Here is a 25,799-nt window from a genome sequence, read left to right as displayed (position 1 = left end):
CGGGCGCGGTGCCCGGTGCGCCCGGCCCCGCTCCCCGTGGCCGGGCCGCGGCACCGGCCCGCGACCGCTCGCGGCGCCGGCCGTGGGCCGGTGCTCAGGCGGTGGGGTCGCGCCCCTCCGTGAGGGCGTCCCAGGAGTCGATCTCGTCCCCGCGTCCGGCGGTCGCGCCCGGGGCCGTCTCCGTGCCGGTGCGCTCGTAGCGCCGGGCCGTGGTCCAGGACCGTCCCGCCGCCAGGGACCACGCGCCGCACAGGGTGACCAGCACGGCCGCGGCCGCGGCGAGCCACGGCCAGAGGGTCAGGGCGAACTCGCCGCCGGCGTTGACCATGCCCGTGGACTCCCCCACCGTGGTCTGCGCGGCGCCGGCCGGGTCCGTCAGCACGGCCACGGTCGCGGCCAGGGCGCCCAGCCCGGCCAGGACCACCACCACGGACACCACGGAGCGCAGCACGCGCCCGGAGATGGCCGTGGTGAGGGCGCCGGCGGCCGCGACCAGGCCCAGGGCGGTGACCGCGGGGGCGGCGTCGGAGCCGGCGACGTCCACGGTGACGGGCTCGAGCGTGGTCTGCACCGTCGCGGAGACCCACGTGGCCGCCGAGCAGGCGAAGACCGCGAGCGCGGCGACCAGCGTGGCCAGCACCACCGTGGACCGGCGGGAGAGCCGCGCGCGCCGGGACGCCGTGGCCTCAGCCACGTCCGGCACCGGCTCCCGGGACGGCCGTGCGCTCGAGGTCGAGCTCGTGCAGCCGCTCGGCGAGCAGGACCGCGCGCAGCGGGGCGGTGGCCTTGTTCAGGGACTCGAGGGCCTCGGTCTCGGGGTCCGAGTCGGCCACGATGCCGCCGCCGGCCTGGACGTAGGCCTTGCCGTCCACGAGCAGGGCGGTGCGGATGGCGATGGCCATGTCCATGTCCCCGGCGAAGTCCAGGTAGCCGACCACCCCGCCGTAGACGGCCCGGCGCAGCGGCTCGTACTCGTCGAGCAGGCGCAGGGCGCGCGGCTTGGGGGCGCCGGAGAGGGTGCCGGCGGGGAAGGTCGCGGCGAGGACGTCGTAGGCGGTGGCGTCCGGGCGCATCCGCCCGACGACGTTGGAGCACAGGTGCATGATGTGGCTGAAGCGCTCGACCTCCATGAACTCGGTGACCTCCACGGAGCCCGGGACGGCGATCTTGGAGATGTCGTTGCGGGCGAGGTCCACGAGCATGAGGTGCTCGGAGCGCTCCTTCTCGTCCTGGAGCAGGTCCCGCTCGAGGGCGAGGTCCTCCTCCACGGTGCGGCCGCGGGGGCGGGACCCGGCGATGGGGTGGGTGACCGCCTGGTCCCCGGTCACGGTCACGAGCGCCTCCGGCGAGGAGCCCACGATCGAGAAGGGCCGCCCGTCGGCGTCCTCGAAGCTGTACAGGTACATGTAGGGGCTGGGGTTGATCGCCCGCAGCATGCGGTAGACGTCGAGGGAGTCGGCCGTGCACTCCGTCTCGAAGCGGCGGGAGACCACGACCTGGAAGATGTCCCCGTCCACGATCGCCTTCTTGCCCTCCACGATGGAGTTCATGAACAGCGTGCGGTCCCAGCTCTGGGCGACCTTGGCCTCGAGATCTCCGCGGATCTCGTCGGTGCCGGTGAGCGTCGAGGCGGTGACGTGGTCCAGCGGCCGGGTGAGCTTCTCGAGCATCGCGTGCACCCGCTCCACGGCGTCCGCCCAGGCCTCGTCGACGCGCTCGTCGGTGTCGTCGAAGTTGATGGCGTTGGCCACGAGCATGACGGTGCCGTCGGTGTTGTCGTGGACGGCGATGTCGGAGACGAGGTTCATGGCCAGCTCGGGCAGGCGCAGGTCGTCCTCGGGCGGGTGCGGGAGCTTCTCCCAGCGGCGCACGGCCTCCCAGCCCACGAAGCCGACGAGTCCGGAGGTCAGCGGGGGGACGTCCTCGAAGCGCTCGGTGTGCAGTAGCGCCATGGTGTCCCGCAGCGCCTCGACCGGGCTGCCCCCGGTGGGCACGCCGGCGGGCGCCCGGCCGATCCAGTGGGCCTGCCCGTCCTTGGCGGTCAGGGTGGCCCGGGAGTTCGCGCCGACGAACGAGTAGCGGGACCAGACCCCGCCTTCGGCCGCGGACTCCATGAGGAACGTGCCGGGACGGGCGGCGCCGTCCTCGAGCGCGAGGGCGCGGTAGAGACCGATCGGGGTCACGGCGTCCGCGAGGATCTTGACGCGCACGGGGATGACGCGGTGCTTCGCGGCGAGCGCGCGGAACTCGTCGAGGGTGGGGCTGATGGTGCCCAGGTCCTGCATGGGTGTCGACCTGACTTCCTGGTGGCGGACGGGGAGAGCGGGGGTGCGGCTCAGACGGCGGCGGCGGCGCCGAGGTCGCGTCCGTCGAAGCAGCTGCGGGTGCCGGTGTGGCAGGCGGCGCCGGTCTGGTCGACCTGCACGAGCAGGGCGTCGCCGTCGCAGTCCAGGCTCACGCGGTGCACGCGCTGGACGTGCCCGGAGGTGTCGCCCTTGCGCCAGTACTCCTGGCGGGACCGGGACCAGAACGTCACGCGGCCCTCCGCGAGGGTGCGGCGCAGGGCCTCGTCGTCCATCCAGCCCAGCATCAGCACCTCCTTGGTGTCGTGCTGCTGGACCACGGCGGCCACGAGACCGGCCGGGTCCCGCTTGAGGCGCGCCGCCACGGCGGGGTCGAGGACGTCGGTTCCGGGTGCGGGGCTCTGCTGGTTCATCGCCCCCATCCTATCGACCCGTCCCGGGGGACGGCTCCCCGGTGCCGACCGCCGCAGGCCCCGGCTGCCCGTCCCCGGGTCGACCCGCCCCGGACGCGGCGCCCGCGCGGGGGTGCGGCCGGTTCGACGGGACGGGCCGGACACGCGCGGAGCCGGGCACCCCTGCGGGTGCCCGGCTCGGTCGGCGCGGCGGTCAGCGGTGACCGGCCGCGCCCGGCGGCGGTCAGCGGCGGTTGAGCAGACCCCGCAGCCGGCCCCCGAGGCTGCGCCCGGTGTTCCGGCCGGCGCCGGCCTGCCCGGCGGCGTTCATGCCGCGGGTGGCCCGGCGGCCCCCGGCGGCCCGGCCGGTGGTGCCGCCGGCCCCCCGTCCGGTGAAGCTCCTGATGATGCTGTTCAGTCCCACGGTGGACTCCTTCGCGGTCGGCCTGTCGAGCGACTGTCGTCAGCTCACTGCCGACTGTACGCCCGGCACCGGCCCACGGCTACGGGCACCCTCACCTCCCGCGAGGTGGCGGCCGACGGCGCCGGACGCCGCTCCGGTGGCCGACGGCTGCGACCTCGGCGCGGGCGGGCAGGACCGTTCAGCGGACCTCGTGGCCCGCCGAGCGCAGGGCGTCCTTGACCTCGGCGATGGCGTGCACCGGCCCGAAGTGGAAGATCGAGGCCGCCAGCACGGCGTCGGCCCCGGCCTCCACGGCCGGCGGGAAGTGCTCCGGGGCCCCGGCCCCGCCCGAGGCGATGAGCGGCACGTGCACCCGGGCGCGCACGGCCCGGATCATCTCCAGGTCGAAACCCTCCTGGGTGCCGTCCGCGTCCATGGAGTTGAGCAGGATCTCCCCCACCCCGCGGTCCTCGGCCTCCCGTGCCCACTCGAGGGCGTCGAGGCCCGTGAGGGTGCGCCCGCCGTGGGTGGTGACCTCGAAGCCGGAGGGGGTGTTGCCCGTGCGGCGGGCGTCGAGGGAGAGCACCAGCACCTGGCTGCCGAAGTGCCCGGTGATCTCGTCGATCACCTCGGGCCGGGCGACCGCCGCGGTGTTGATCGACGCCTTGTCCGCCCCGCAGCGCAGCAGCCGGTCGACGTCGGCGACCGCGCGCACGCCGCCGCCCACCGTCAGCGGGATGAAGACCTCCTCGGCGGTGCGGGAGACCACGTCGAAGGTCGTGGCGCGGGCCGCCGAGGACGCCGTGACGTCGAGGAACGTCAGCTCGTCCGCGCCGGCCTGGTTGTAGCGCTTGGCCAGCTCGACCGGGTCCCCGGCGTCGCGCAGGTTCTCGAAGTTCACACCCTTGACGACGCGCCCGGCGTCGACGTCCAGGCACGGGATGACACGTACGGCAACGCCCACGGGCGGGACCTCCTCGGCTGCGGTGGGGACGGGGGGAAAGCGGTCAGATGCGGGCGGCCTGGATCGGGGAGACCAGGATGGCGCGCGCACCGACGTCGTAGAGGGCGTCCATCACCTTGTTGGTCTCCGACTTCGGGACCATGGCGCGCACGGCCCACGCGTTGCCGCGCCCGAGCCGGGAGATGGTGGGGCCCTCCATGCCGGGGGTGATCCGGGTGGCGGCCTCGACGAGCTCCTCGGCGACGTCGTAGTCCATCATCACGTACTGCCGGGCCACGAGCACGCCCTGCAGGCGGCGGCGCAGCACGGACAGCCCCTCGGGCTCCTCCGCCCGGCGGCTGCGGATCAGCAGCGCCTCGGAGGTCATGATCGGCTCCCCGAACACCTGCAGCCCCGCGGCGCGCAGCGTGTTGCCGGTCTCCACCACGTCGGCGATCGCGTCGGCCACGCCCAGCCGGATGGAGGACTCCACCGCCCCGTCCAGGCGCACCACCGAGGCGTCCACGCCGCGCTCGGCCAGGTAGTCCCGCAGCAGCCCGTCGTAGCTGGTGGCGATGCGCTTGCCGGCCAGCTCGGCGATCGAGGAGTACCGGCCGGCGGGGCCGGCGAAGCGGAAGGTGGAGCGGGCGAAGTCCAGGGCCAGGTCCTCGTCCGCGTGCGCGCCGGAGTCCAGCAGCAGGTCACGGCCGGTGATCCCGACGTCGAGGGTGCCCCCGCCCACGTACACGGCGATGTCGCGCGGGCGCAGGTAGAAGAACTCGATGTTGGCCTCGGGGTCCACGAGCACCAGCTCGCGGGAGTCCCGGCGCTGCCGGTACCCGGCCTCCTTGAGCATGGTGACGGCGGCTTCGGACAGGGCGCCCTTGTTGGGCACTGCGACACGCAGCATGGGGGATCCTTCTCGGCTTCGGTGGGACGGGGGCGGGAGCGCTCAGAGGTGGCGGTAGACGTCCTCGAGCGTCAGGCCCTTGGCGACCATCATGACCTGCAGGTGGTAGAGCAGCTGGGAGATCTCCTCCGCGGCCTGCTCGGAGGTCTCGTACTCGCACGCCATCCAGACCTCGGCGGCCTCCTCGACGACCTTCTTGCCGATCCCGTGCACCCCGGTGTCCAGCTCCCGGACCGTGCCGGAGCCTTCCGGTCGGGTCACGGCTTTGTCGCTGATCTCGGCGAAGAGGGTCTCGAAGGTTTTCACGACTACCAGGGTAATGGGTCCGCGGGCTCCCCCCGGACGGGCCGCCGCACGGCCCGTCCGGGGGGCGGGGGGGGGCTCAGACCCCGAGCGAGCGCAGCAGCAGGGCGGTCTGCACCGCGGCGGCCGTCGCCTCGTAGCCCTTGTCCTCCTGGGAGCCCTCCAGGCCGGCGCGGTCGAGGCCCTGCTGCTCGGTGTCGCAGGTCAGCACCCCGAAGCCGACGGGCACGCCGGTGCGCACCGAGACGTCCGTGAGGCCCTGGGTGGCGGCGGAGCAGACGTAGTCGAAGTGCGGGGTCCCCCCGCGCACGACCACGCCCAGGGCCACCACGGCGTCCAGTCCGGGCGCCAGGCGGGCCGCGGCCACCGGCAGCTCGAAGCTGCCGGGCACGCGCACGACCGCCGCGTCGGTCACGCCGGCGTCGGCGAGCGCGCGGCGGGCGCCGTCGAGCAGCCCGTCCATGATCACCGTGTGCCAGCTCGAGGCGACGACGGCGACGCGCAGTCCGCTCGCGTCGGCGGCGCTCAGGTCGATGTCGGGGGCTCCGTGTCCGCTCATGGGGTGAGGTCTCCTGTGCTGTTCGTGCGGTCGCCGGCGTGCGCCGGCCCGTCGGGGTGTGCGGTGGTGTCGTCCACGTGGCGCAGGCGGTGGCGCATGCGGTCCCGCTTGGTCGCGAGGTAGTCGTGGTTCTCGGGGCGGGCCGGGACCTCGTTGGGCACCATCGCGACGACGTCGATGCCCAGCTCGGTCAGCCGCTCGGCCTTGGCCGGGTTGTTGCTGAGCAGCCGGATCCGGGTCAGGCCCAGGCGGTGCAGGATGGCTGCGGCGGCGCTGTAGTCCCGCGCGTCGGCGGGCAGGCCGAGCAGCTCGTTGGCCTCCACCGTGTCCGCCCCGCCGTCCTGGAGCTTGTAGGCCCGCAGCTTGTTCACCAGGCCGATCCCGCGGCCCTCGTGGTTGCGCAGGTACAGCAGGGTGCCGCCGTCGTCGGCGATCCGGCGCAGGGCCAGGTGCAGCTGCGGGCCGCAGTCGCACCGGTAGGAGCCGAAGACGTCCCCGGTGAGGCACTCGGAGTGCAGCCGCACGAGCGGGGGCTGGCCCACGGGCACCCGCTCCGAGGACGGGGCGGTGAGGCTCAGGTGCTCGGCGGCCGGCTCCCCGGGCCGGCCGGGCACCTGCCAGCCCACGACCTCGAAGCGCCCCTCGGGGGTGGGCACGACCACGGGCTCGGAGCTCACCAGCGGGGCGTCCGGCGTCATCGGCGGTCCCTGCGCAGCTGCTCCGCCAGGTCCTCGATGCTCACCAGCGGGATGCCGTGCCGGTCGGCGAAGGCCCGCAGGGCCGGCAGCCGCATCATCTCCCCCTCGTCGTGGACGAGCTCCGCGATGACGCCCACCGGTTCCAGGCCGGCGAGGACGCACAGCTCGACGGCGGCCTCGGTGTGCCCGCGGCGGACCGCGACGCCTCCGCCGGCGGCGCGCAGGGGCAGGACGTGCCCGGGCCGGGTCAGGTCCTCCGCGCCGGCGGACGGGTCGGCGAGGACCCGGGCGGTGAGGGCCCGGTCCGCCGCGCTGATGCCGGTGCTCACGCCGTGGCGGGCGTCGCAGGTGACCGTGTAGGCGGTGCCCTTGGAGTCCTCGTTGACGGCGACCATCGGCGGCAGGTTCAGCGCGTCCGCCCGCGCCCCGGTCATCGGCACGCACACGACGCCGGAGGTGTGCCGGACGGTGAAGCCCATGAGCTCGGCGGTGGCGTGCTGGGCCGCGAAGACGATGTCGCCCTCGTTCTCCCGGTCGGCGTCGTCCACGACCACCACGGGCCGGCCCTGCGCCATCGCCTCGACCGCCGTGCGAACGGGGTCCAGGCGGATCTCCTCGTCGGCCCCGCCCGCGCCGGGGCCCGTGTCCGTGCGGGTGCTGCTGGTGCGCATCATGCTCCTTCTCCTGCGGTGGGCCCGGCCTCCGGCGCCGGGGTGCTGTCGGTCCGGGCGAAGGCCAGCAGCCGCTGGGCGTACTTCGCGAGGACGTCGACCTCGAGGTTGACGGACGCGCCGACGGGGCGCCGTCCCAGCGTGGTCTCGGCCAGGGTGGCCGGGATGAGCCCGATCTCGAACCAGGGCTCCGCGGCGCCGGGGGCGCTGACCGCCGTGACGGTCAGGGACACCCCGTCCACGGCGACCGAGCCCTTCTCCGCGACGAAGGGGGCGAGCTCCCCGGGCACCGCGATCCGCACCCGTTCCCACTCCCCCAGGTCCTCCCGGGCGACGACGGTGCCGGTGCCGTCGACGTGGCCCTGGACCACGTGGCCGTCCAGGCGCCCGCCGGCGGGCACGCACCGCTCCAGGTTCACGGTGTCGCCGGGGGCCAGCGCCCCCAGGGTGGTGCGCACCAGCGTCTCGCCGATGACGTCGGCCAGGAACTGTCCGGCCCCGATGTCCTCGGTGCGCGTGGCCGTCAGGCACACGCCGTTCACGGCGAGGGAGCCGCCGTGCGGCAGGTCGGCGACGAGCGGGCCCGCGTCCACGAGGAGGCGGGCGCTCCTGCCGTCCGGGCGGGACTCGACCGAGCGCACGGTGCCCTGCCCGGCGACGATTCCTGTGAACATGCGACTTGTCCTCTGTCTCTCTCGGTGCGGTCTGTCGGTGAAGTCGGTTCGGTGCGGTCCGTGGCCTCGGTCAGCCCGCGGGGGCGGGCCGCAGGTGGATCCACAGGTCCGGGCCCAGCTGCTGCACCGGTCCCCCGCCGGCGGGGTCCAGCCGCCAGCGGGAGGCGTCGGCGAGGGTGCCGATGCCCTGCTCGGCGAAGGCCGGGCGGCCGGCGCCCAGCAGCAGCGGCGCCTGGTAGAGGCTGATCTCGTCGACGAGGCCGGCTCGCAGGAAGCCCCCGGCGACCGTGGCCCCGCCCTCGATGAGGACGTGCCGGACCCCGGCGTCGTAGAGCTCGGCCAGGGCCGCGTGGGGGTCGTGGGTGACCAGGTGGCGGAACCGGCCGTCGCTGCCGCGGATCGCCGCGCCGGCCGGGACGGCGCGCAGCCCCATGGCGGCGCGCAGCGGCTGCCGCGGGACGGCGGCGCCGTCGCCGGTCCGGGCGGTGAGCCGCGGGTCGTCGGCCAGGACCGTCCCGGTGCCCACGAGCACGGCGTCGGCGCGGGCGCGGAGGTCGTGGCCGTGCTCGCGCGCCGAGGCGGAGGTGATCCACTGGCTGGTCCCGTCCGCCGCGGCGATCCGGGCGTCGAGGGTCTGGGCGACCTTGAGGGTGACGAAGGGCCGCTGGGCGCGCATCGTCTCGCCCCAGCGGTCGTTGAGCCGTTCGGCCTCCTCGGCGAGCACTCCGGAGCGCACCTCCAGCCCGGCCGCGCGCAGGGTGGCGGCACCGCCGGCGGCGGCGGAGGTCCGGTCGGGGGCCCCGAAGACCACCCGGGGCACACCCGCCTCCACGATGGCCTCGGCGCACGGGCCGGTGCGGCCCCAGTGGTTGCAGGGCTCGAGGGTGACGTACATGGTGGTGCCGCGCAGGTCCGTGCCGGCGGAGGCGGCGCGCTGCAGGACGTCGACCTCGGCGTGGACGGTGCCCGCCCCGCGGTGGTGGCCGACGTGCAGGATCCGGCCCGCGGCGTCGGCGAGGACGGCTCCCACGAGGGGGTTGGCCCCGCGCGGGCCGCGCGCCGCCGCGTGCAGGGCGGTCCGCATGATCGACCGTTCGGCGTCTCCGCCGGGCCGGTGCTGCGGGTCCATTCGCGTCGTCCTTTCCCGGGTCGGCTCCGGGGGCAGGACGACGGCGGCGACGGCCGGGCCCGTGCGGCCGCGACCGGCGACGCGGTGGGCCGGAAGGGCGCGCCGCGAGGGCCGTCGAACGTGTTGCCTTCCATCCAGACTGTGACTGTCGGTACCGGAGTTCCACCGGTTCGGCCGTGCCCGCCCCGATGGGGCGCCGCACGGTTCGCGGACTGTGACCGCCGGTTCGGACTTGCACCGACCCCGGAACACGTTGTTCTTGTGGCCGATTATGGCACAGCCCCGCCGGGCCGGCCGCACGGGGCGGCGGGGTCCGCTCAGGGCCGGGAGTCGTGGGCGGCCCTCCGCAGCGCCGTGATCGCGGCCTCGGGGTCCCCCGCCCCGTAGACGGCGGAGCCGGCCACGAAGGTGTCGGCCCCCGCCTCGGCGGCGCGCACGATCGTCTCCTCCGTGATCCCGCCGTCCACCTGCAGGGCCACCCGTCCGCCGCCGGCGCGGATCGCCTCGGCCGCCCGGCGGATCTTCGGCAGCATGACGTCCAGGAAGGCCTGCCCGCCGAAGCCGGGCTCCACCGTCATCACCAGGAGCATGTCCAGCTCCGGGAGCAGGTCGAGGTAGGGCTCCACGGGGGTCGCCGGGCGCAGGGCCATGCCGGCCCGCGCGCCGTGGGCGTGCAGCTCCCGGGCCAGCTTCAGCGGGGCGCGCGCGGCCTCGGCGTGGAAGGTGACCGACTCGCAGCCGAGCTCGGCGTAGCCGGTGGCCCAGCGGTCGGCGTCCTCGATCATCAGGTGCACGTCCAGCGGGACCGGGCTGACGGCCAGCAGCCGCTCCACCACGGGCAGCCCGAGGGTGAGGTTGGGGACGAAGTGGTTGTCCATGACGTCCACGTGCACGGCGTCGGCGGTGGCGATCCGGGCCAGCTCGGCCTCGAGGTTGACGAAGTCGGCGGAGAGGATCGAGGGGTGGATGCAGGGCTGGGGCACGGAGGACTCCTGGGTGGTCGGGGGCTCGGGGGCTCAGCGCTTGCGCAGCAGGGCCAGGAACATGGCGTCGGTGCCGTGCACGTGCGGCCACAGCTGGACGGTCGCCGGTCCCGCGGCGCCCTCCCAGGGGCGGGACGGGTCCCGGTCCCCCTCGAGGGCCCCGGGCAGGGCGGCGTCGCGGGCCGGGCCGAGGGCGTCGAGGAGCTCCACGTCCTCCCGGCGGCCCAGCACGTCCTGGACCACCGCGAGGGTCTCGGCCGCGTGCGGGGAGCACGTGGCGTAGGCGACCGTGCCGCCGGAGCGGGCGACGTCGAGGGCGGCCTCCAGCAGCTCCCGCTGCAGCGGCCCCAGCTCGGCCAGGTCCCGCGGGGTGCGGCGCCAGCGCGACTCGGGCCGCCGGCGCAGCGCCCCCAGCCCGGTGCACGGGGCGTCGACGAGCACCCGGTCGTAGCCGGCCTCCTCCGCGGGGCGGCCCCCGAGCAGCTCGCCGGCGGCGCGGCCGTCACCGGTGCGCACCGACCACGCGTGCCCCGGCACCGGCCGCAGCGCCTGGCGGACCAGCTCGGCCCGGTGCGGGGCCACCTCGTTGGCCGTCAGGTGCGCGCCGCGCTGGGCGGCCAGGGCGGCCAGCAGCGCGGCCTTGCCGCCGGGGCCGGCGCACAGGTCGAGCCAGCGCTCGCCCCGGGCGTCCCCGGCCCTTCCGCCGTCGGCCGCGGCCAGGGTCCGGGCGACCAGCTGGGAGCCGGCGTCCTGGACCCGGACCCCGCCCGCGCGCACGGAGGAGAGCCGGTGCAGGTCGCCGCCGCTGCTGAGGGCGGAGCCGGGCACGAGGTCGCCCTTCTCCGCGCCGGCGTCGAGGGCCTCGGTCAGCTCGCCGAGGCCGGGCAGGGCCACGAGGTTGACCACGGGGGCCTCGTTGTCTGCCGCCAGCAGGGCCTCCAGCTCGGCGCCGGACCGGCCGTGGGCCACCAGGGCCTGGCGCAGGGCGCGGACCTGCCACGCCGGGTGGGCGTGGGCCAGGCCGAGCCGCGCGGTCTCGTCGGCCGCGTCCTGGGTCAGCTCGGCGATCCACGCGGCGAGGTCGCGGGCGGCGACCTTGCGCAGCACCGCGTTGACGAGGGACCCGGGGCCGGCGCCCACCACGGCCCGCACCAGCCCGACCGTCTGGTCGAGGGCGGCGTGGTCGGGCACCCGCATGGCCAGCAGCTGGTGCACGCCCAGGCGCAGGGCGTCGAGCACCGCGCCGTCGAGATCGGCCAGCGGCCGGTCCACGCACCGGCTCAGCACCGCGTCCCAGGTCCCCTGCCAGCGCAGCGCCCCGTAGGCCAGCTCGGTGGCGAAGCCGGCGTCGCGCCGGTCGAGCCGGTGGGCCCGCACGGCCTTCGGGAGCACGAGGTTGCCGTAGGCGCCCTCTTCGGAGACCGCGCGCAGCGTCTCGAACGCGGCCAGCCGGGCCGGGTCGGCCCGCCGCGTCCGGGCCGCGGGCGCGGCGGAGGAGAACGTCCGCTCGGACCGGGCGCGCCGGTTGCGCTCGTGGCCCCGGGCGTTGCGCCGTTCGCCCCCGGGGCGCCGGTCCCGGCCGCCCCGGCGGTCGTCCTGGCGGTCGTCGCGTCCCCGGTTCTCGCGCTCGCTCACTCGAACACCACCCTGTCCTCCGTGTTGTGGCCCCGCGCCCAGGCGGCGGCGTCCATGGTCTTCTTCCCGGCGGGCTGCACCGTGCCCAGCTGCACGGCTCCCGAGCCGGTGCCCACGAGCACGGCACCGCCGCGCAGCCGGCACTCCCCCGGGGCGAGGTCCCGCACGTCGGGGCGGGCGGTGACGCCCTCGAGCTTGATCCTGCGGCCGTCGAGCTGGGTCCAGGCCCCGGGCTCCGGCGTCGTCCCGCGGACCCGGCGGACGACGGCCAGGGCGGGGTCCGCCCAGCGGACCCGCCCGTCCTGCGCGGTGAGCTTGGGGGCCAGCGTGACGTCGCCCTGCTGGGCGGCGGGACGGGCCGTGCCGTCGACCACCGCGCGCAGCGAGTCGGCCAGCAGCGGGGCGGCCGTGCGGGCGAGCCGTTCCAGGACCGTGCCGGCGGTGTCCTCGGGGCGGACCTCGTCCGTCATCGTCCCGACGACGGGGCCGGTGTCCAGCCCGGCCTCCAGCAGGAAGGTGCTGGCGCCCACCACCGTGTCCCCGGCCATCAGCGCCCGCTGCACGGGGGCGGCGCCCCGCCACTGCGGGAGCAGGGAGAAGTGCAGGTTGATCCAGCCGTGCGGCACGGCGTCCAGCGCGGCCTGGGGCACCAGCGCGCCGTAGGCGACCACCGCGGCCACGTCGGCGCCGAGGTCCCGGATCCGCTCGGTCAGCTCCGCGTCGATCCGGTTGGCCTTGAGCACGGGCAGGCCCCGCCGCTGCGCCTCCTGGGCCACGGGCGAGGGCGTGAGCACCTTCTTGCGGCCCACGGGGGCGTCGGTGCGGGTCAGGACGGCGAGGATCTCGACGTCGGGCCGGTCGGCCAGGTGGGCCAGGGGCGGCACGGCGACGGACGGCGTGCCGGCGTAGAGGATCTTCACTGCTCTCCAGACGGGTGGGGACGGGGGGGTGGGCTCAGCCGCGGGCGGAGCCGAAGGCGCTGCCGGTGCCGAAGGAGGATCCCACGGTCGCGGCCCGCTGCCCGGCCACGCCGTGGACCACCCCGTCGTAGTCGGCGGCGCGGATCGCCCGCAGCGCCTCCTTCCGGGCGGCGCCCACGAGGCGGTCGACGTACAGCCGCCCGTCCAGGTGGTCGGTCTCGTGCTGCAGGCAGCGCGCGAGCAGGCCTGTGCCCTCGACGGCGACGGGCCGGCCGTCCTGGTCCGTGCCGGTGACCCGGGCCCAGTCGCGGCGCGGGGTGTCGAAGCCGAAACCGGGCACGGAGAGGCAGCCCTCGCCGCCCTCCTGCGGTTCGTCGCCGACCTCCAGGACCGGGTTGACCACGTGTCCCGCGCTGCCCTCGACCGCCCAGGTGAACAGGCGCAGCCCGATCCCCACCTGGGGAGCGGCGAGGCCGACGCCGCCGACGTCGAGCATCGTCTCGGTCATGTCGGCGACGAGCCGGCGCAGGGCGTCGTCGTACTGCGTGACCTCCGACGCGCGGGTGCGCAGGACGGGGTCGCCGATGGTGCGGATGGGCAGGATGGGCATGGGGCAACCTCGCTCTCGACCCGACAAGTCTACGGGCCGCCCGCGGGGCGCGGGACGCGGGCCCGCCCCCGGGGTCCTAGGGCTGTTCGCGCGGCGGGGGCGGCGGCACGGGGCGCAGGGCGGGGCCGGCCGCGGCGAGGGCGGTCTCCTGGGTCCACAGCCGGTGCAGGGCGCAGAACTTGTACCAGTGCTGCTCGAGCACCGCCGGCACGGCCTGCACGGGCACGACCTCCGTCTCCCCGACCGCGACCCCCAGCAGGAGGTCGGCGCCGCCGTAGGCCCAGGGCTCCCAGGTGCCGGCCTCGGCGTCCACGAGGGACTCCTCGGCCTTGAGCCCGGCCACGAGCTGGGTGACGACCTTGGCGTCCAGGGACTTCACCCGCCCGTCCCGGTCCGTGCCCTTGGTCTTGTAGTCGATCAGGCAGACCTTGCCCGCGATCCGGGCGACGAGGTCGAGGGTGCCGGCGTAGCCGACGGTCGAGTTCCAGACGGTGACCTCCACGGCGAGGGGCTCGGGGGCGTACAGGTCCCACCACTCGTCGAAGCGGGAGGCGAAGCGCTCCTCGCCGTGCTCGGCCAGAGTGGCCCGCGCCTCGACGGCCCGGTGGGGCTTCCCGAGGGCGCGCAGGGCGATCTGCTCGGCGTAGGTGTGCACCCGGTCCCCGCGGGCCGCGGCGTCGTCCCGGTGCCGCTCGGCGGCCCTGGCGGCGTCCCGCACGACGGCGCGCAGCTGGGCGGGCGAGCCCAGGGCCGCGCGCAGCCGGTCGTCCTGCACCGCCGCCTGCGCGGCGGAGTAGCCGTACCAGCCGTCCAGGTCGGTGGCGGCACGGGAGAGCACGGTGGTGATGGAGGGGACGGTGGCCTGCTCCGAGGTGGACCTCGCGTACATCCGTCCGTACTCGGTCTGTTCCGCCAGCCTGGGCTGTGTCACGCTGCTCGTCGCCTCTCCGTCGGGTCCCCGGCTCGCCCGGGCGGGTCCCCGGTGCTCCGGGTCCTGGGCCGCAGGCTACCGACCGCCTCGGACACGGGACGCCCGGGGCCCGCCGGGCACGACGAAGGCCCCGGCTCGTGGAGCCGGGGCCTTCGGGTGGTGCGCGATACTGGGATCGAACCAGTGACCTCTTCCGTGTCAGGGAAGCGCGCTACCGCTGCGCCAATCGCGCTTGACCGGCGACCTCCGGGGAGGCCGTCAAGCATGGTGGGTCGTGCACCGAGGTGGAGACGGGATTCGAACCCGCGTAGACGGCTTTGCAGGCCGCTGCCTAACCACTCGGCCACCCCACCGGGGCCTCGTCCTCGCGGACAGGGCCGTCGGTCACGGCATGGGACATGCCGATTCCTGCGAGCGGACGACGGGAGTCGAACCCGCGACATCCACCATGGCAAGGTGGTGCTCTACCAGCTGAGCTACGTCCGCATGTCTTTCCGGCGGATCTCTCGATCTTCCGGTGAGGAACTCTATCACAGCCCCGTGCCCGGCGTTCCCGCCGGCCCGGTCCTGCGACATCCGGCGGAGTCCTGGATCGTCCCGGCCTCGCGGCCGGTCCGTTCGCCGGAACCCGTCGGTGTTCCTGACAGGCAGAGACTGTACGGGACGGATTTCCGGATCGCCAAATCGACGGCGGGCGGCGCCGCCGGGCGGGCGAATTGGCCCACGGCCCGGTTGTGGGTTATGGTTTTCGAGCAGTGAGCGCGATTGGCGCAGTGGTAGCGCGCTTCGTTCACACCGAAGAGGTCACTGGTTCGAACCCAGTATCGCGCACGAGCACCGACGAGGGCCCCGGCTGAGATCATCTCAGCCGGGGCCCTCGTCGTCGTCCTGCCCCCCGGGCGGCGCCCGCTCCGGGTCCGGGACGACGACGCCCGCCCCACCGGCCCGTCCTCGGGACGGCGGTGGAGCGGGCGGGCGCGGGAGCCGGGTGCGGGCGGGACAGCCGGGCGGTGGCCTCAGACCGTGGAGACGTCCCCCAGGATCCCCTCCCGAGCCAGCGCGGTGAGCCGCGAGACCGCCCGGTAGTACTTCTTCTGGTAGCCGCCGGCCATCATCTCGGCGGTGAAGACCTCGTCGAAGGGCCGGCCGGAGGCGATGATCGGCAGGTTCTTGTCGTAGAGCCGGTCGGCGAGCACGACGAAGCGCAGGGCCACGGCCTGCTGCTCGATCGTGTGCACGTCCTGCCACACGATCGCGTCGATCCCCTCCAGGAGCTTGCGGTACCGGGAGGGGTGCACGCCGGAGAGGTGCTCGATCAGGTCGGCGAACGCGTCCGCGGCCACCACCTGGCCCGAGAACCGCTCCTCGACGGCGCGCTCGAGCTCGTCGCCGGACAGCGGCGCCGGGGCCTGCGGCAGGCCGCGGTGGCGGAAGTCCTCGCCGTCGATGCGCACGACCTCGAACTGGTCGGCCAGCACCTGGATCTCCCGCTGGAAGTCCTGGGCGGCGAAGCGGCCCTCGCCGAGGGAGCCGGGCAGGGTGTTGGACGTCGCGGCGATCCGGACGCCGGCGTCGGCCAGCTCGCGCATCAGGCGGGACATCAGCACGGTGTCCCCGGGGTCGTCGAGCTCGAACTCGTCGATGCACACCAGCTGGTAGGTGCTCAGGGCGTCGACGGCCTTGCGGAACGTCAGCGCGCCCACCAGGTTGGTGTACTCCACGAAGGTGCCGAAGGCCTTGGGGCCGGGCACGGCGTGCCACAGGGAGGCGAGGAGGTGGGTCTTGCCCACGCCGAAGCCGCCGTCGAGGTAGATCCCCGTGCGGACGTCGGCCGGGCGGGGGCCGCCGCCGAAGAGCTTGGCGAAGAACCCGCCGCCGGAGCCGGCCCGTCCCACGGACTCCGCGAAGGCGCGCAGCTCCCGCACGGCCCCGGCCTGGGACGGCTGCTGGGGATCGGGGCGGTAGGTGTCGAACGAGACCTCGCCGAAGCGCTCGGACGGGCGGAACCCCGCCAGCAGTTCGTCGGCCGACACGTGCGGCCGGCGGTCGGTGAGGTGTTCGATGCGGATGCTCACGGGGAGACCTCTCTGTCCGCCGGGCACGACGGCTCGCTGGTTCGGCACGCCGAGGGGGCGCGCGCGGGTGCTCCGGCGATTTTAGCCCGCGCCCCGCAGCCGCCGGTGCGCCGACCGCGAAATCCCGGCCGACCCGGGCCCGGCGCTCCCGCGCGGGGGGCGGCGCCCGGCCGGGAGCACTACGCTGGAGGGGAATCCGATCCCCACCCCGGAAGGAGCCCCCATGGGCGTTGCCGTGGAGAACAACGAAGAGTTCGCGCAGTACGCGCACCCCGAGCGACTGGTGTCCACGCAGTGGGTCGCCGAGCACCTCGACGACCCGGGCGTGGTGGTCGTCGAGTCCGACGAGGACGTGCTGCTCTACGAGACCGGGCACGTCCCCGGCGCCGTGAAGGTGGACTGGCACACCGACCTCAACCGCCCCGACACCCGCGACTACGTCGACGGCGCGCAGTTCGCGGAGCTGATGTCCCGCAAGGGCATCTCCCGCGACACCACCGTGGTCGTGTACGGGGACAAGTCGAACTGGTGGGCCGCCTACGCCCTGTGGGTGTTCGAGCTGTTCGGCCACCCGGACGTGCGGCTCATGAACGGCGGGCGGGACAAGTGGATCGCCGAGGGCCGCGAGCTGTCCACCGACAAGGTCGTGCCCGAGCGCGCCGAGTACCCGGTGGTCGAGCGCGACGACTCCCGCGCCCGTGCGTACCGGGAGGACGTGCTCGGCCACCTCGGCGAGCGCCCGCTGATCGACGTCCGGTCCCTGCCGGAGTACACCGGCGAGCGCACGCACATGGCCGAGTACCCCCAGGAGGGCACGCTGCGCGGCGGGCACATCCCCACCGCGGCCTCCGTGCCGTGGGCCCGGGCCGCCGCCGAGGACGGCCGGTTCCGCTCCCGCGAGGAGCTCGAGGCGGTCTACCGCGACGAGGTCGGCCTGGCCGAGGACGACGACATCATCGCCTACTGCCGCATCGGCGAGCGCTCCAGCCACACGTGGTTCGTGCTGAAGTACCTGCTCGGCTTCGAGAAGGTGCGCAACTACGACGGCTCGTGGACCGAGTGGGGCAACTCCGTGCGGGTGCCGATCGTCGTGGGCGAGGAGCGCGGCGAGGCCCCGGGGTCGGCGCGATGAGCGCTCCGCTGCCCGCCCAGCTCGAGGAGCTCGTCGAGGACTTCACGGCCGTCCCGGAGGAGGACAAGCTCCAGCTGCTGCTGGAGTTCTCCCGCTCCCTGCCGGCCCTGCCCGCCCGGCTCGGCGAGCACCCGGAGGAGCTGGAGCAGGTCGTGGAGTGCCAGTCGCCGCTGTTCCTGACCGTGGAGTGGGACGAGGGCACCGAGCCGGGCCCCGAAACCCCGGTGCGGCTGTTCTTCTCCGCCCCGGCGGAGGCGCCCACCACCCGCGGTTTCGCGTCGATCCTGCACGAGGGGCTCGACGGGCTGCCCGCCCGGCAGGTCCTCGAGGTCCCGGACGACCTGCCCGAGCGCTTCGGCCTGACCCAGCTCGTCTCCCCGCTGCGGATGCGCGGGATGTCGGCGATGCTCGGGCGGGTCAAGCGGCGCGTGCGCGAGCTCCAGGGCGCCTGAGCGCCGGGGCGCCCGTCATGGCCAGGACCGCCCGCCGCGCCGGGCCCACGGCCGCCGTCGCGCTCCTGGAGCGGGAGCGGGTGGACTACGCCCGGCACGAGTACGAGCACGACCCCGCGGCGGCGTCCTTCGGGCTGGAGGCCGCCGCCGCGCTGGGCCGCGACCCCGGGCAGGTCTTCAAGACGCTGATGCTCGTCCACGAGCGCGACTGGGCGGTGGCGGTGCTGCCCGTCTCCGCCCGGCTGTCCGTGCGCGCGGCCGCGGCCGCGCTGGGCTGGAAGAAGGCGGCCCTGGCCGAGCCCAGGCTGGCGGAGCGGCGCACCGGCTACGTGGTGGGGGGCATCTCCCCGCTGGGCCAGAAGACTCGCTCGCCCACCCTGCTGGACGACTCCGCGCTCGCGTGGCCCACGGTGCTCGTCTCCGGCGGGCGCCGGGGCCTGGACGTGGAGCTGGCCCCGGCCGAGCTGCTGCGGCTCACGGGCGGGTGCACGGCGGCGCTGCGGAGCTGACCGGGGTCAGCGCCGCACGGCCGCGGCTCCCCCGGCGGACCGGGCGTCCTGCGCCAGCCGCTCCGGCAGCCAGCGCCGCACCGCGTCCTCCCACCGCCGCGGGTCCACGTTCCACTCCTTGGTGTGCCGGGCGCGGGTGAACGGCACGAACTCCACGAGCCGGTTCAGCTCCGCGAGCCGGCGGGAGCTGGCGGCGGGGACGAACTCGTCGTCCACCGAGTGCAGCACCAGGGTGGGCGTGCGCAGGTGCTCGCTGCGGGAGAGCCAGTCGAGGGCCTTGAGGTCCACCGGCGCGGCGAGACCGGTCAGCATCCGCCCCGCCCGGTGCGAGATGAGGTTGGTGGCCAGCCGGCCGATCCCGGAGGGGATGCGCCGGGTGCGGGAGTGGTGGGCGATCAGCTCGAACCAGTCCACGACCGGGCCGGTCAGCACCAGGGCCGCGATGTCGTCGCGGTAGAAGGAGAGGTCGGCCGTCTGCAGGGAGATGGCCCCGCCCATGGACCAGCCGAAGAGCACGATCTGGGTGGCGCCGCGGGACTTGGCGTAGCTGATCGCCGTCTGCACGTCCTTCCACTCCGTGAACCCCAGCCCGTACCGGAAGTCGTGGGTGGGCGGGGCCTCGCGGTCGTTGCGGTAGGAGATCAGCAGGGAGGTCAGCCCGAGCTCCCGGGCCACCGGCGCCGCGCGCACGGTCTCCATCCGGTTCGCCCCGCGTCCGTGCACCATGATCGCCCAAGGTCCCGGCAGCTCCCGCGGCCGCTCGCCCTCCGGGGTGGGCCCGCCCTCGGCGGGCACGACCCAGCAGGGCGCGGGACCGACCTCGATGGGGATCTCGACCTCCTCGAACGGCAGCCCGGCGGCGCCGGGGTCCGGGTAGACGGTCCCGGACCAGAAGCCGCGGGAGGCCTTCGCGAGATCCCCCGCGTAGACCTCCTCCACCACCCGGGTGACGGTGCCCTCCTGCGGGGAGTAGGAGCGGATCGCCCCGATCCGGGCGTGGCCGCGGCCGGCGTCGAAGCGCAGGCTGTAGGTGCCGGCCACGGTCGTGTCCACCGTGGCCGGCAGCTTCACGAGGGTCGTCGCCGCCGGGTCCCCGTCCTCGCCGGTGCGGGTCAGCCCGAGGATGGGCAGGTCCTCGGAGCGGTACTTCGGCGGCACCACGACCTGCCGGGCGAAGTAGGCCGCGGCGGCGCTGGAGAGCCCGAAGGACAGGGAGGCCGCGCCGACGGTGGCGGCGGCGCCGACCACGGCGCCGCGCGCCCACGCCGTCGCGGGAGCGGGCGGCGTCGCGGGGGGCGCGGCGGGGGCCGGGAGGAAGCGTCGAGGCATGTCACCAGTCTTCCACGGGGCCGCGGGCATAACCCGGAGGGGCACGTCGTTGTCCCTGCCGGGTGCTCCGGGCCCCGCGCCGCCGGCCGGGCCGCCCGCCGGAGCACCCGTCAGACCACCCGTTCGATCCCGGAGGACGACACCATGAGCGAGACCACCAGGCACGACGACCGCCCCGAGCCCGCCGACCGCCCCGCGACCGCCGACCGGACCGAGCAGGACTGGCGCTCGATCCTGTCCCCCGAGGAGTACCACGTGCTGCGGGAGGCCGGGACGGAACGGCCCTTCACGGGCGAGTACTGGAACACCGAGACCGAGGGCGTGTACACCTGCCGGGCGTGCGGGGCCGAGCTGTTCCGCTCGGAGACGAAGTTCGACGCCCACTGCGGGTGGCCCTCCTTCTACGCCCCGCTCGCGGAGGACCGGGTCCGCTACATCAAGGACACCACCCTGGGCATGGAGCGCGTGGAGGTCCGGTGCGCCGCCTGCGACTCCCACATGGGCCACGTCTTCGGCGGTGAGGGCTTCCCCACCCCGACCGACCTGCGGTACTGCATCAACTCCGTCTCCGTCCGGTTGGTCCCCGCCTCCTCGTGACCGGCGGGCCCGCGCGCGGCGTGGCACCGGCCACGCCGGCGCCCGGACGGCCTACCCTTCCAGTGTGAGCACCGTGAACGACCTGTCAGGGGTGTCCCAGGACTTCCAGGAGGCCCTGGAGCACCTGCTCCGCACCCCGTACCGGGACGGCATCGAGCTCACGGAGATCCCCGCGCCCACGCACCTGGCCCCCTTCGCCGCCGCGGTGCGCGCGGAGGTGCGGCAGCCGCCGGACCCGCCCGCCGGCCCGGCCGCGCAGCCCGGCACGGCGCTCCCGGCCCTGCCGCGGGCGGCGTCCCCGGCCGACGAGCTCGGGGCCCGGGGGCCGGCGGACGAGCTGGCCGCGGGCCGCTTCGTGCTCCTGTTCGACCCCACCGAGCCCGAGGCCTGGGGCGGGCCCCTGCGCATCGTCACGTGGGCTCGTGCGGCCGTGGGCCGGGAGGTCGGGTGCGACGACACGGCCGGGCTGCTCGCCTGGACCCGGCTCCTCGAGTCCCTGCGGCGCCACCGGGCCGGATATTCTCGGGAGGGCGGCACGGCGTCCCGGGTCCTCGCCGAGGGCTTCGGGACCCTCGGGGACCAGGTCGAGGGGGCCGACGTCGAGCTGCGGGCGTCCTGGACGCCCGACGGGTCCGACGTGGAGCCGCACCTCGCCGCCTGGGCGGACACGGTCTGCGCGTTCGCGGGCCTGCCGCCCTACCCGCGCGGGGTGACCGTGCTGCACCCGCGCCGCTGACCACCGAACCGACCGCGCCCCGACGGGGCCGACACAGAATCGAAGACGCTCCTTGACCAGCCCAGCCGACCGCCGATCCGCGCCCGACGAGCCCTCGACCCCGGTGGTCGCCGGCTTTGAGGACTACGAGATCCCCGACAGCGTCCACCTCGCGGCCCCGTTCGACGGCGTCCCGCCCGTCATCGGGACCGTGGCCGGGCTCGAGCGGGCCGCCGCCGCCGTCGCCGGGGGGACGGGCCCGGCCGCGATCGACACCGAGCGCGCCTCCGGCTTCCGCTACGGCCAGCGCGCCTTCCTCGTCCAGCTGCGCCGCGAAGGCGTGGGCACCCTGCTCATCGACCCCGAGGCCACCGGGTCGCTGGCCGTGCTCAACGAGGCGCTCGCCGGCGTGGAGTGGGTGCTGCACGCCGCCACCCAGGACCTGCCCTCGCTGCGGGCGCTGGACATGGAGCCGGACCTGCTCTTCGACACCGAGCTGGGCGGGCGCATCGCCGGGCTCCGGCGGGTGGGCCTGGCCGCCGAGACGGAGGAGCTGCTCGGCTACACACTGGCGAAGGAGCACTCCGCCGTCGACTGGTCCAAGCGGCCCCTGCCGCAGGACTGGCTCAACTACGCCGCCCTCGACGTGGAGATGCTCATCCCGCTGCGCTGGGCGATGGAGGACCTGCTCCGGGAGCAGGGCAAGCTCGAGTGGGCCCTGGAGGAGTTCGAGGCCGTGCGCACGGCCCCGCCCGCCCCGCCGCGCCAGGACCCGTGGCGCAGGACCTCCGGGATCAACAAGGTCAAGGGCCGCCGCCAGCTCACCGCGCTGCGCCTGCTGTGGGAGGAGCGCGAGCGGCTGGCCCAGCACAAGGACCTCTCCCCCAGCCGGTTGCTGCCGGACGCGGCCCTCGTGGCGGCGGCCTCCGCCATGCCCCGGACCGTGCCCCAGCTGCTGGCCACCCCCGGTTTCCACGGCCGGCAGGCCGCGCGGGAGGCTCCCCGGTGGCTGCGGGCGATCGCCGAGGCCCGCAACGCCACCGAGCTCGTCCCCGTCACCGTGAAGTCCGACGCCCTGCCGCCCGTGAAGGCCTGGGAGGTGAAGCGCCCCGAGGCCGCCGCCCGGCTGAAGGTCCTCAAGCCGGTCGTGACCCAGCTGGCGGAGGAGCACGGGCTGCCGACCGAGAACCTGCTCACCCCGGAGCACCTGCGCCGCTTCTGCTGGCAGCCGCCCAAGAGCACCGGCGACCAGGCGGTGGCCGACCGGCTGCGCGACCTCGGCGCCCGCCGCTGGCAGGTGCGACTCACGGCGCCCGTCATCGGCGCGGCCTGGCGGGAGCTGCGGGCGCGCAAGCGCGCCGCCCGCCACGCCGAGCAGCCCCACACCGAAATGGCCCACACCGAGCTGGCCCACACCGAGCTGGCCCACACCGAGCAGCCCCAGGCCGACCTCGCGCAGGCCGACCTCGCGCAGGCCGACCTCTCCCGGGCCGAGCGCGCCGGGACCGGGCTCGCCCCGGCCGGCGGCGAGGGAGCCCCCGCCGCCTGAGCCGCAGGGGCCCGCGGCGGCCGGCCGTGCGGCGCCGCCTCCGGCCGGACTGCGCGCGGGGCGGCACGACGACGGGCCCCGGCCGGAGGCCGGGGCCCGTCACGGGGCTGCTGGGATCAGTGCTGGGTGTCGCCGGGGGCCGGGTGCGGCTCGGCCGGATCCAGCGGGGTCTCCGGGGTGACCGGCTTCGCGGTCTGCAGGTCCGCGTAGCCGGGGGTGGAGGTGCCGGTCGCCGCGCCGGTGCCGCCCGAGGAGCCGGAGACCTTGTCCTTGACCGTCGAGGACGCGTCCGAGGCCTTGGTGCCCACCGTGTCGGCGGCCTTCTTGGCGGAGTCGGCGAGCTTGCCGCCGACCACGGGCACCTCCGACTTGACCCAGTCGGTGCCCTCGGAGACCTTCGCCTGCACCTTGGGGTCCTGCCAGGTCTTCAGGGCGTTCTGCTTCAGGGTCTCGTAGCTCTTGCGGCCCGAGGCCGAGCCGACCACGAAGCCGACGCCGAAACCGGTCACGAAGATGAGTCGCTTGATCATGGTGCTGTCCTTCCGTCCGTCCCGGCGCTGCCGCCGGGAACGGGTCGGAGCCTCTGGTGCACGGCTCGTCCCCGGTGTCTGTTGTCATCGTCATCCTACTGATCACATGGTGCAGCCGACACCGCCCCCCCGCCGCACTCCGCTGAGAGCGATCACCCGCCCCGCTCGGGCGCACACCCCGAGGGCACGTCCCGGCGGCACCGGTCGGCCGCCCCGGGGGTGGTCCCGCCGGGCCCGGCAGCGGCGGCGCCTAGACTGGCGGTGCACCCGCAGGACCGCCGACGAGAGGACCACCATGGCCGCGCCCGAATCCTCCACCGCCCCCTCCGCGCTGCCCCGGCGCACGGTCCTGGGCGCGGCCTGCGCGGGACTGGGCTCCGCCGCGGCGCTGAGCGCGTGCGGCGGCCAGGACGGGTCGTCGGACGGACCGGCCGAGCCCGTGGACGCGGGCGCGGTCGAGGACGTGCCCGTGGGCTCCGGCGTCAAGGTGGATCGGGACGGGGTGCAGGCGGTGGTGGCACGGCCCGCCGAGGACACGGTCGTGGCGTTCTCCCCGGTGTGCCCGCACCAGGGCTGCATGGTCGTGCCCGAGGAGCGGCGCTACGTCTGCCCCTGTCACGCGTCGCAGTTCGACCTCGCGACCGGGGAGGTCCGGGGCGGACCGGCCCGGACGGGGCTCACGCCGTACCCGGTAGCCGTCCGGGAGGGCCGGATCGTCCTCGGCTGAGCCGCTCAGCCCCGGCCCGGCCGCGGCAGCGACGTTCCGTTCCGGGCCGTGTCCGGGAGGACCTCGGCGTCCTCCGCCTCGACCGGGCGGGCGTAGGGCACCCGGGTGCCGAGCACGGAGGCCAGAGTGTCCTGGGCGACGCGCTGGGCGGTGAGCCCCACCCGTTCCAGGACCTGGGAGCGCGAGCCGTGCGCGAGGAACCGGGTCGGCAGACCGACCTCGTTCAGGGCGGTGTCGACGCCGGCGGCGCGCATCTCCTGCCGGATCCGCGAGCCGATCCCGCCGGCGCGCACCCCGTCCTCCACGACGACCACGATTCGGTGCTGGGCGGCGAGCTCGATGACCGACCCGGGCACCGGGAGCACCCACCGGGGGTCGACCACGGTGGAGGACACCCCGTGGGCCTCCAGCCGGTCGGCGACGTCCAGGGACAGCCCGCTCATGGCACCGACGGAGACGATCAGGACGTCGCGGCGGGCGCCCTCGGTGCCGCTCTCCCCGCCGCGGCGGGCGAGGACGTCCACGCCGTCGGAGAGCCGCTCCACCGCCGGGACGGGCGTGCCCACCGACCCCTTGGGGTAGCGGATGACCGTGGGGGCGTCGCCGACGGCCACCGCCTCGCGCAGCTCCTCGACCAGGGTCGGCTCGTCGCGCGGGGCGGCGAGGTGCAGCCCGGGGACGATCTGGAGCAGCGCCAGGTCCCACATGCCGTGGTGGCTCGGCCCGTCCGGTCCGGTGACCCCCGCGCGGTCCAGGACCAGGGTGACCCCGGCCCGGTGCAGGGCCACGTCCATGAGCAGCTGGTCGAAGCCGCGGTTGAGGAACGTGGCGTACAGGGCGACGACCGGGTGGAGCCCGCCGTAGGCCATGCCCGCGGCCATCGCCACGGCGTGCTGCTCGGCGATCCCCACGTCCACGACGCGGTCGGGGTGGGCGGCCTGCATCTTCTGCAGCCCCACCGGGATGAGCATGGCCCCGGTGATGCCCACGACGTCCTCGCGCTCGTCGGCGATCCGGGCGATCTCGTCGCGGAACACGGCCGTCCAGCTGCGCTCGGAGCTCGTGGCGGTGGAGCGCCCCGTGACGGGGTCGATGACGCCCACGGCGTGGAACTGGTCGTCCTCGTGGGCGATCGCGGGCGCGTACCCGTGGCCCTTCTCCGTGATGGCGTGCACGATGACGGGCCCGCCGTAGTTCTTAGCGTTGCTGAGCGCCTGCTCGACCGCCTCGAGGTCGTGGCCGTCCACCGGGCCCAGGTACTTCATGCCGAGGTCCTCGAAGATGCCCTGCGGGACCACGACGTCCTTCAGGCCCTGCTTCATGCCGTGCAGGCCCCGGTAGAGCATCTCCCCCACCGGCCCGGAGTGCTTCAGCAGGTTCTTCACCGACTCGAGGGTCTGCTCGTAGCGACGGTCGGTGCGCACGGCGTCCACGCCCTGCTGCACGCTCGCCTGCAGCTCGGCCAGGTGGTTGGCGAAGCCGCCCACCGTGGGGGCGTAGGACCGGCCGTTGTCGTTGACCACGATCACGACCTTGCGGTCGCGGTCGGAGGCGATGTTGTTGACGGCCTCCCACGCCATGCCGCCGGTCAGCGCGCCGTCCCCGACGAGCACCACGGTGTGCCGGTCGGTCCGGCCCGTCATGGCGTAGCCGCGGGAGATGCCGTCCGCCCAGGACAGGGACGACGACGCGTGCGAGGACTCGACGATGTCGTGCACCGACTCCGCCCGGTCCGGGTAGCCGGCGAGGCCGCCCTCCTGGCGCAGGGTGCGGAAGTCCTGGCGGCCGGTGAGCAGCTTGTGCACGTAGGACTGGTGCCCGGTGTCGAAGACCACGGAGTCCTTGGGCGAGTCGAAGACGCGGTGGACCGCCATGGTCAGCTCCACGACCCCCAGGTTGGGGCCCAGGTGGCCCCCGGTCGCGGAGACGTGGGTGACGAGGAACTCACGGATCTCGGCGGCCAGCTCGGTCAGCTCCGCGCGGGTCAGCCCCGCGAGGTCCTCGGGCCCGGACACCCGTTCCAGCACGCTCATGCTTCCTCCCGCACTCCTCGGCGTCGTGGTCGGCCGCTCCGGGGTCGCCGGGGCGGCACGTTCCCCCGATCCTACTCGCTCGCCCCG

29 protein-coding genes, 4 tRNA genes and 1 riboswitch are annotated in these 25,799 nt (G+C 75.3%); of the genes, 9 read left to right on the top strand and 24 right to left on the bottom strand.

The window, feature by feature from the left end; all coding sequences use genetic code 11:
* Nucleotides 1–94: 94 nt before the first annotated feature.
* From GMA12_RS13815 to GMA12_RS13720, 20 genes are all read right to left on the bottom strand, one after another.
* Nucleotides 95–694, bottom strand: a complete 600-nt coding sequence (locus GMA12_RS13815) for a Trp biosynthesis-associated membrane protein (protein WP_162459869.1) — start codon at nt 692–694, stop codon at nt 95–97.
* Nucleotides 687–2,285 (bottom strand): anthranilate synthase component I, encoded by a 1,599-nt coding sequence (locus GMA12_RS13810; protein ID WP_156270039.1) that lies wholly within the window; start codon nt 2,283–2,285, stop codon nt 687–689. The genes GMA12_RS13815 and GMA12_RS13810 overlap by 8 nt, the downstream gene beginning before the upstream one ends.
* A gap of 50 nt (nt 2,286–2,335) precedes the next feature.
* Nucleotides 2,336–2,716 (bottom strand): phosphoribosyl-AMP cyclohydrolase, encoded by a 381-nt coding sequence (gene hisI, locus GMA12_RS13805; protein ID WP_156270038.1) that lies wholly within the window; start codon nt 2,714–2,716, stop codon nt 2,336–2,338.
* 223 nt (nt 2,717–2,939) lie between these two features.
* Nucleotides 2,940–3,119: a hypothetical protein gene (locus GMA12_RS13800; RefSeq protein ID WP_156270037.1), complete on the bottom strand. Its 180-nt coding sequence runs from the start codon at nt 3,117–3,119 to the stop codon at nt 2,940–2,942.
* A gap of 178 nt (nt 3,120–3,297) precedes the next feature.
* The gene (gene hisF / locus GMA12_RS13795) at nt 3,298–4,062 is read right to left on the bottom strand and encodes an imidazole glycerol phosphate synthase subunit HisF (protein WP_162459868.1); all 765 of its coding nucleotides are present in this window, start codon (nt 4,060–4,062) and stop codon (nt 3,298–3,300) included.
* A gap of 43 nt (nt 4,063–4,105) precedes the next feature.
* Entirely contained in the window at nt 4,106–4,951 is an 846-nt protein-coding gene (gene hisG, locus GMA12_RS13790; protein WP_156270036.1) for an ATP phosphoribosyltransferase, read from the bottom strand.
* 42 nt (nt 4,952–4,993) lie between these two features.
* A complete protein-coding gene (locus GMA12_RS13785) occupies nt 4,994–5,257 on the bottom strand; it encodes a phosphoribosyl-ATP diphosphatase (protein WP_047801456.1) in 264 nt (87 codons plus the stop codon).
* A 76-nt stretch (nt 5,258–5,333) separates the two neighbouring features.
* Complete coding sequence (ribH, locus tag GMA12_RS13780; protein ID WP_047801455.1) at nt 5,334–5,813, bottom strand: 6,7-dimethyl-8-ribityllumazine synthase; 480 nt, start codon at nt 5,811–5,813, stop codon at nt 5,334–5,336.
* Nucleotides 5,810–6,511, bottom strand: a complete 702-nt coding sequence (locus tag GMA12_RS13775) for a GTP cyclohydrolase II (RefSeq protein WP_156270034.1) — start codon at nt 6,509–6,511, stop codon at nt 5,810–5,812. Before GMA12_RS13775 ends, ribH begins: the two co-directional genes overlap by 4 nt.
* Nucleotides 6,508–7,182: a 3,4-dihydroxy-2-butanone-4-phosphate synthase gene (gene ribB / locus GMA12_RS13770; RefSeq protein WP_170301055.1), complete on the bottom strand. Its 675-nt coding sequence runs from the start codon at nt 7,180–7,182 to the stop codon at nt 6,508–6,510. The genes GMA12_RS13775 and ribB overlap by 4 nt, the downstream gene beginning before the upstream one ends.
* On the bottom strand, nt 7,182–7,856 hold the full coding sequence (locus GMA12_RS13765; protein ID WP_156270033.1) for a riboflavin synthase: 675 nt from the start codon (nt 7,854–7,856) through the stop codon (nt 7,182–7,184). The genes ribB and GMA12_RS13765 overlap by 1 nt, the downstream gene beginning before the upstream one ends.
* 70 nt (nt 7,857–7,926) lie before the next feature.
* Entirely contained in the window at nt 7,927–8,985 is a 1,059-nt protein-coding gene (gene ribD / locus GMA12_RS13760) for a bifunctional diaminohydroxyphosphoribosylaminopyrimidine deaminase/5-amino-6-(5-phosphoribosylamino)uracil reductase RibD (protein ID WP_156270032.1), read from the bottom strand.
* Nucleotides 8,986–9,101: 116 nt separating this feature from the next.
* A riboswitch (FMN riboswitch) is annotated at nt 9,102–9,241 on the bottom strand.
* A 61-nt stretch (nt 9,242–9,302) separates the two neighbouring features.
* Nucleotides 9,303–9,968 (bottom strand): ribulose-phosphate 3-epimerase, encoded by a 666-nt coding sequence (rpe, locus tag GMA12_RS13755; RefSeq protein ID WP_162459867.1) that lies wholly within the window; start codon nt 9,966–9,968, stop codon nt 9,303–9,305.
* A gap of 33 nt (nt 9,969–10,001) precedes the next feature.
* Nucleotides 10,002–11,603 (bottom strand): RsmB/NOP family class I SAM-dependent RNA methyltransferase, encoded by a 1,602-nt coding sequence (locus tag GMA12_RS13750; RefSeq protein WP_162459866.1) that lies wholly within the window; start codon nt 11,601–11,603, stop codon nt 10,002–10,004.
* Nucleotides 11,600–12,523 carry a methionyl-tRNA formyltransferase gene (gene fmt, locus GMA12_RS13745; RefSeq protein ID WP_162459865.1) on the bottom strand — a complete coding sequence of 308 codons (924 nt, stop codon included), beginning with the start codon at nt 12,521–12,523 and terminating at the stop codon, nt 11,600–11,602. The genes GMA12_RS13750 and fmt overlap by 4 nt, the downstream gene beginning before the upstream one ends.
* Nucleotides 12,524–12,557: 34 nt before the next feature.
* Complete coding sequence (gene def, locus GMA12_RS13740) at nt 12,558–13,133, bottom strand: peptide deformylase (protein ID WP_156270031.1); 576 nt, start codon at nt 13,131–13,133, stop codon at nt 12,558–12,560.
* A gap of 76 nt (nt 13,134–13,209) precedes the next feature.
* Nucleotides 13,210–14,064: a cytochrome gene (locus GMA12_RS13735; RefSeq protein WP_162459864.1), complete on the bottom strand. Its 855-nt coding sequence runs from the start codon at nt 14,062–14,064 to the stop codon at nt 13,210–13,212.
* 157 nt (nt 14,065–14,221) lie between these two features.
* Nucleotides 14,222–14,296: transfer RNA gene (locus GMA12_RS13730), tRNA-Val, on the bottom strand.
* A gap of 50 nt (nt 14,297–14,346) precedes the next feature.
* Nucleotides 14,347–14,417: transfer RNA gene (locus GMA12_RS13725), tRNA-Cys, on the bottom strand.
* A gap of 60 nt (nt 14,418–14,477) precedes the next feature.
* Nucleotides 14,478–14,550: transfer RNA gene (locus tag GMA12_RS13720), tRNA-Gly, on the bottom strand.
* On the opposite strand from GMA12_RS13720, the gene GMA12_RS13715 reads away from it, so the two are divergent.
* Nucleotides 14,521–14,823: a hypothetical protein gene (locus tag GMA12_RS13715; protein WP_156270030.1), complete on the top strand. Its 303-nt coding sequence runs from the start codon at nt 14,521–14,523 to the stop codon at nt 14,821–14,823. The two genes, GMA12_RS13720 and GMA12_RS13715, sit on opposite strands and share 30 nt — an antisense overlap.
* Nucleotides 14,824–14,895, top strand: a tRNA-Val gene (locus tag GMA12_RS13710).
* Nucleotides 14,896–15,080: 185 nt separating this feature from the next.
* On the opposite strand, the gene zapE is transcribed toward GMA12_RS13710, so the two are convergent.
* Complete coding sequence (gene zapE / locus GMA12_RS13705; RefSeq protein ID WP_162459863.1) at nt 15,081–16,139, bottom strand: cell division protein ZapE; 1,059 nt, start codon at nt 16,137–16,139, stop codon at nt 15,081–15,083.
* Between the two features lie 223 nt (nt 16,140–16,362).
* On the opposite strand from zapE, the gene GMA12_RS13700 reads away from it, so the two are divergent.
* Genes GMA12_RS13700 through ybaK form a run of 3 tightly spaced genes read left to right on the top strand, consistent with a single transcriptional unit; the run spans nt 16,363 to nt 18,232 of the window.
* Entirely contained in the window at nt 16,363–17,271 is a 909-nt protein-coding gene (locus GMA12_RS13700) for a sulfurtransferase (protein WP_156270029.1), read from the top strand.
* Nucleotides 17,268–17,723, top strand: a complete 456-nt coding sequence (locus GMA12_RS13695) for a SufE family protein (protein WP_062733438.1) — start codon at nt 17,268–17,270, stop codon at nt 17,721–17,723. Before GMA12_RS13700 ends, GMA12_RS13695 begins: the two co-directional genes overlap by 4 nt.
* 17 nt (nt 17,724–17,740) lie before the next feature.
* Nucleotides 17,741–18,232, top strand: a complete 492-nt coding sequence (gene ybaK, locus GMA12_RS13690; protein ID WP_156270028.1) for a Cys-tRNA(Pro) deacylase — start codon at nt 17,741–17,743, stop codon at nt 18,230–18,232.
* A 6-nt stretch (nt 18,233–18,238) separates the two neighbouring features.
* Here ybaK and GMA12_RS13685 read toward each other — a convergent pair whose 3' ends face one another.
* Entirely contained in the window at nt 18,239–19,561 is a 1,323-nt protein-coding gene (locus GMA12_RS13685) for an alpha/beta hydrolase family protein (RefSeq protein ID WP_156270027.1), read from the bottom strand.
* 144 nt (nt 19,562–19,705) lie between these two features.
* On the opposite strand from GMA12_RS13685, the gene msrB reads away from it, so the two are divergent.
* From msrB to GMA12_RS13670, 3 genes are all read left to right on the top strand, one after another.
* Nucleotides 19,706–20,158 (top strand): peptide-methionine (R)-S-oxide reductase MsrB, encoded by a 453-nt coding sequence (msrB, locus tag GMA12_RS13680; RefSeq protein WP_156270026.1) that lies wholly within the window; start codon nt 19,706–19,708, stop codon nt 20,156–20,158.
* 64 nt (nt 20,159–20,222) lie between these two features.
* A complete protein-coding gene (locus GMA12_RS13675; RefSeq protein WP_162459862.1) occupies nt 20,223–20,894 on the top strand; it encodes a DUF3000 family protein in 672 nt (223 codons plus the stop codon).
* A 52-nt stretch (nt 20,895–20,946) separates the two neighbouring features.
* Entirely contained in the window at nt 20,947–22,422 is a 1,476-nt protein-coding gene (locus GMA12_RS13670; protein WP_240898839.1) for an HRDC domain-containing protein, read from the top strand.
* Between the two features lie 116 nt (nt 22,423–22,538).
* Here GMA12_RS13670 and GMA12_RS13665 read toward each other — a convergent pair whose 3' ends face one another.
* The gene (locus tag GMA12_RS13665; RefSeq protein WP_156270025.1) at nt 22,539–22,952 is read right to left on the bottom strand and encodes a hypothetical protein; all 414 of its coding nucleotides are present in this window, start codon (nt 22,950–22,952) and stop codon (nt 22,539–22,541) included.
* Nucleotides 22,953–23,247: 295 nt separating this feature from the next.
* Between GMA12_RS13665 and GMA12_RS13660 the strand changes: the two genes are divergently transcribed.
* Nucleotides 23,248–23,679, top strand: coding sequence for a QcrA and Rieske domain-containing protein (locus GMA12_RS13660; RefSeq protein WP_156270024.1), 432 nt, complete (start codon nt 23,248–23,250; stop codon nt 23,677–23,679).
* A 5-nt stretch (nt 23,680–23,684) separates the two neighbouring features.
* Here GMA12_RS13660 and dxs read toward each other — a convergent pair whose 3' ends face one another.
* On the bottom strand, nt 23,685–25,712 hold the full coding sequence (dxs, locus tag GMA12_RS13655; protein WP_156270023.1) for a 1-deoxy-D-xylulose-5-phosphate synthase: 2,028 nt from the start codon (nt 25,710–25,712) through the stop codon (nt 23,685–23,687).
* Between the last annotated feature and the right edge of the window lie 87 nt (nt 25,713–25,799).

The organism is Kocuria sediminis, from assembly GCF_009735315.1.
GTDB classification, from domain to species: domain Bacteria; phylum Actinomycetota; class Actinomycetes; order Actinomycetales; family Micrococcaceae; genus Kocuria; species Kocuria turfanensis.
This window is presented reverse-complemented; position numbering and strand designations above follow the sequence as displayed.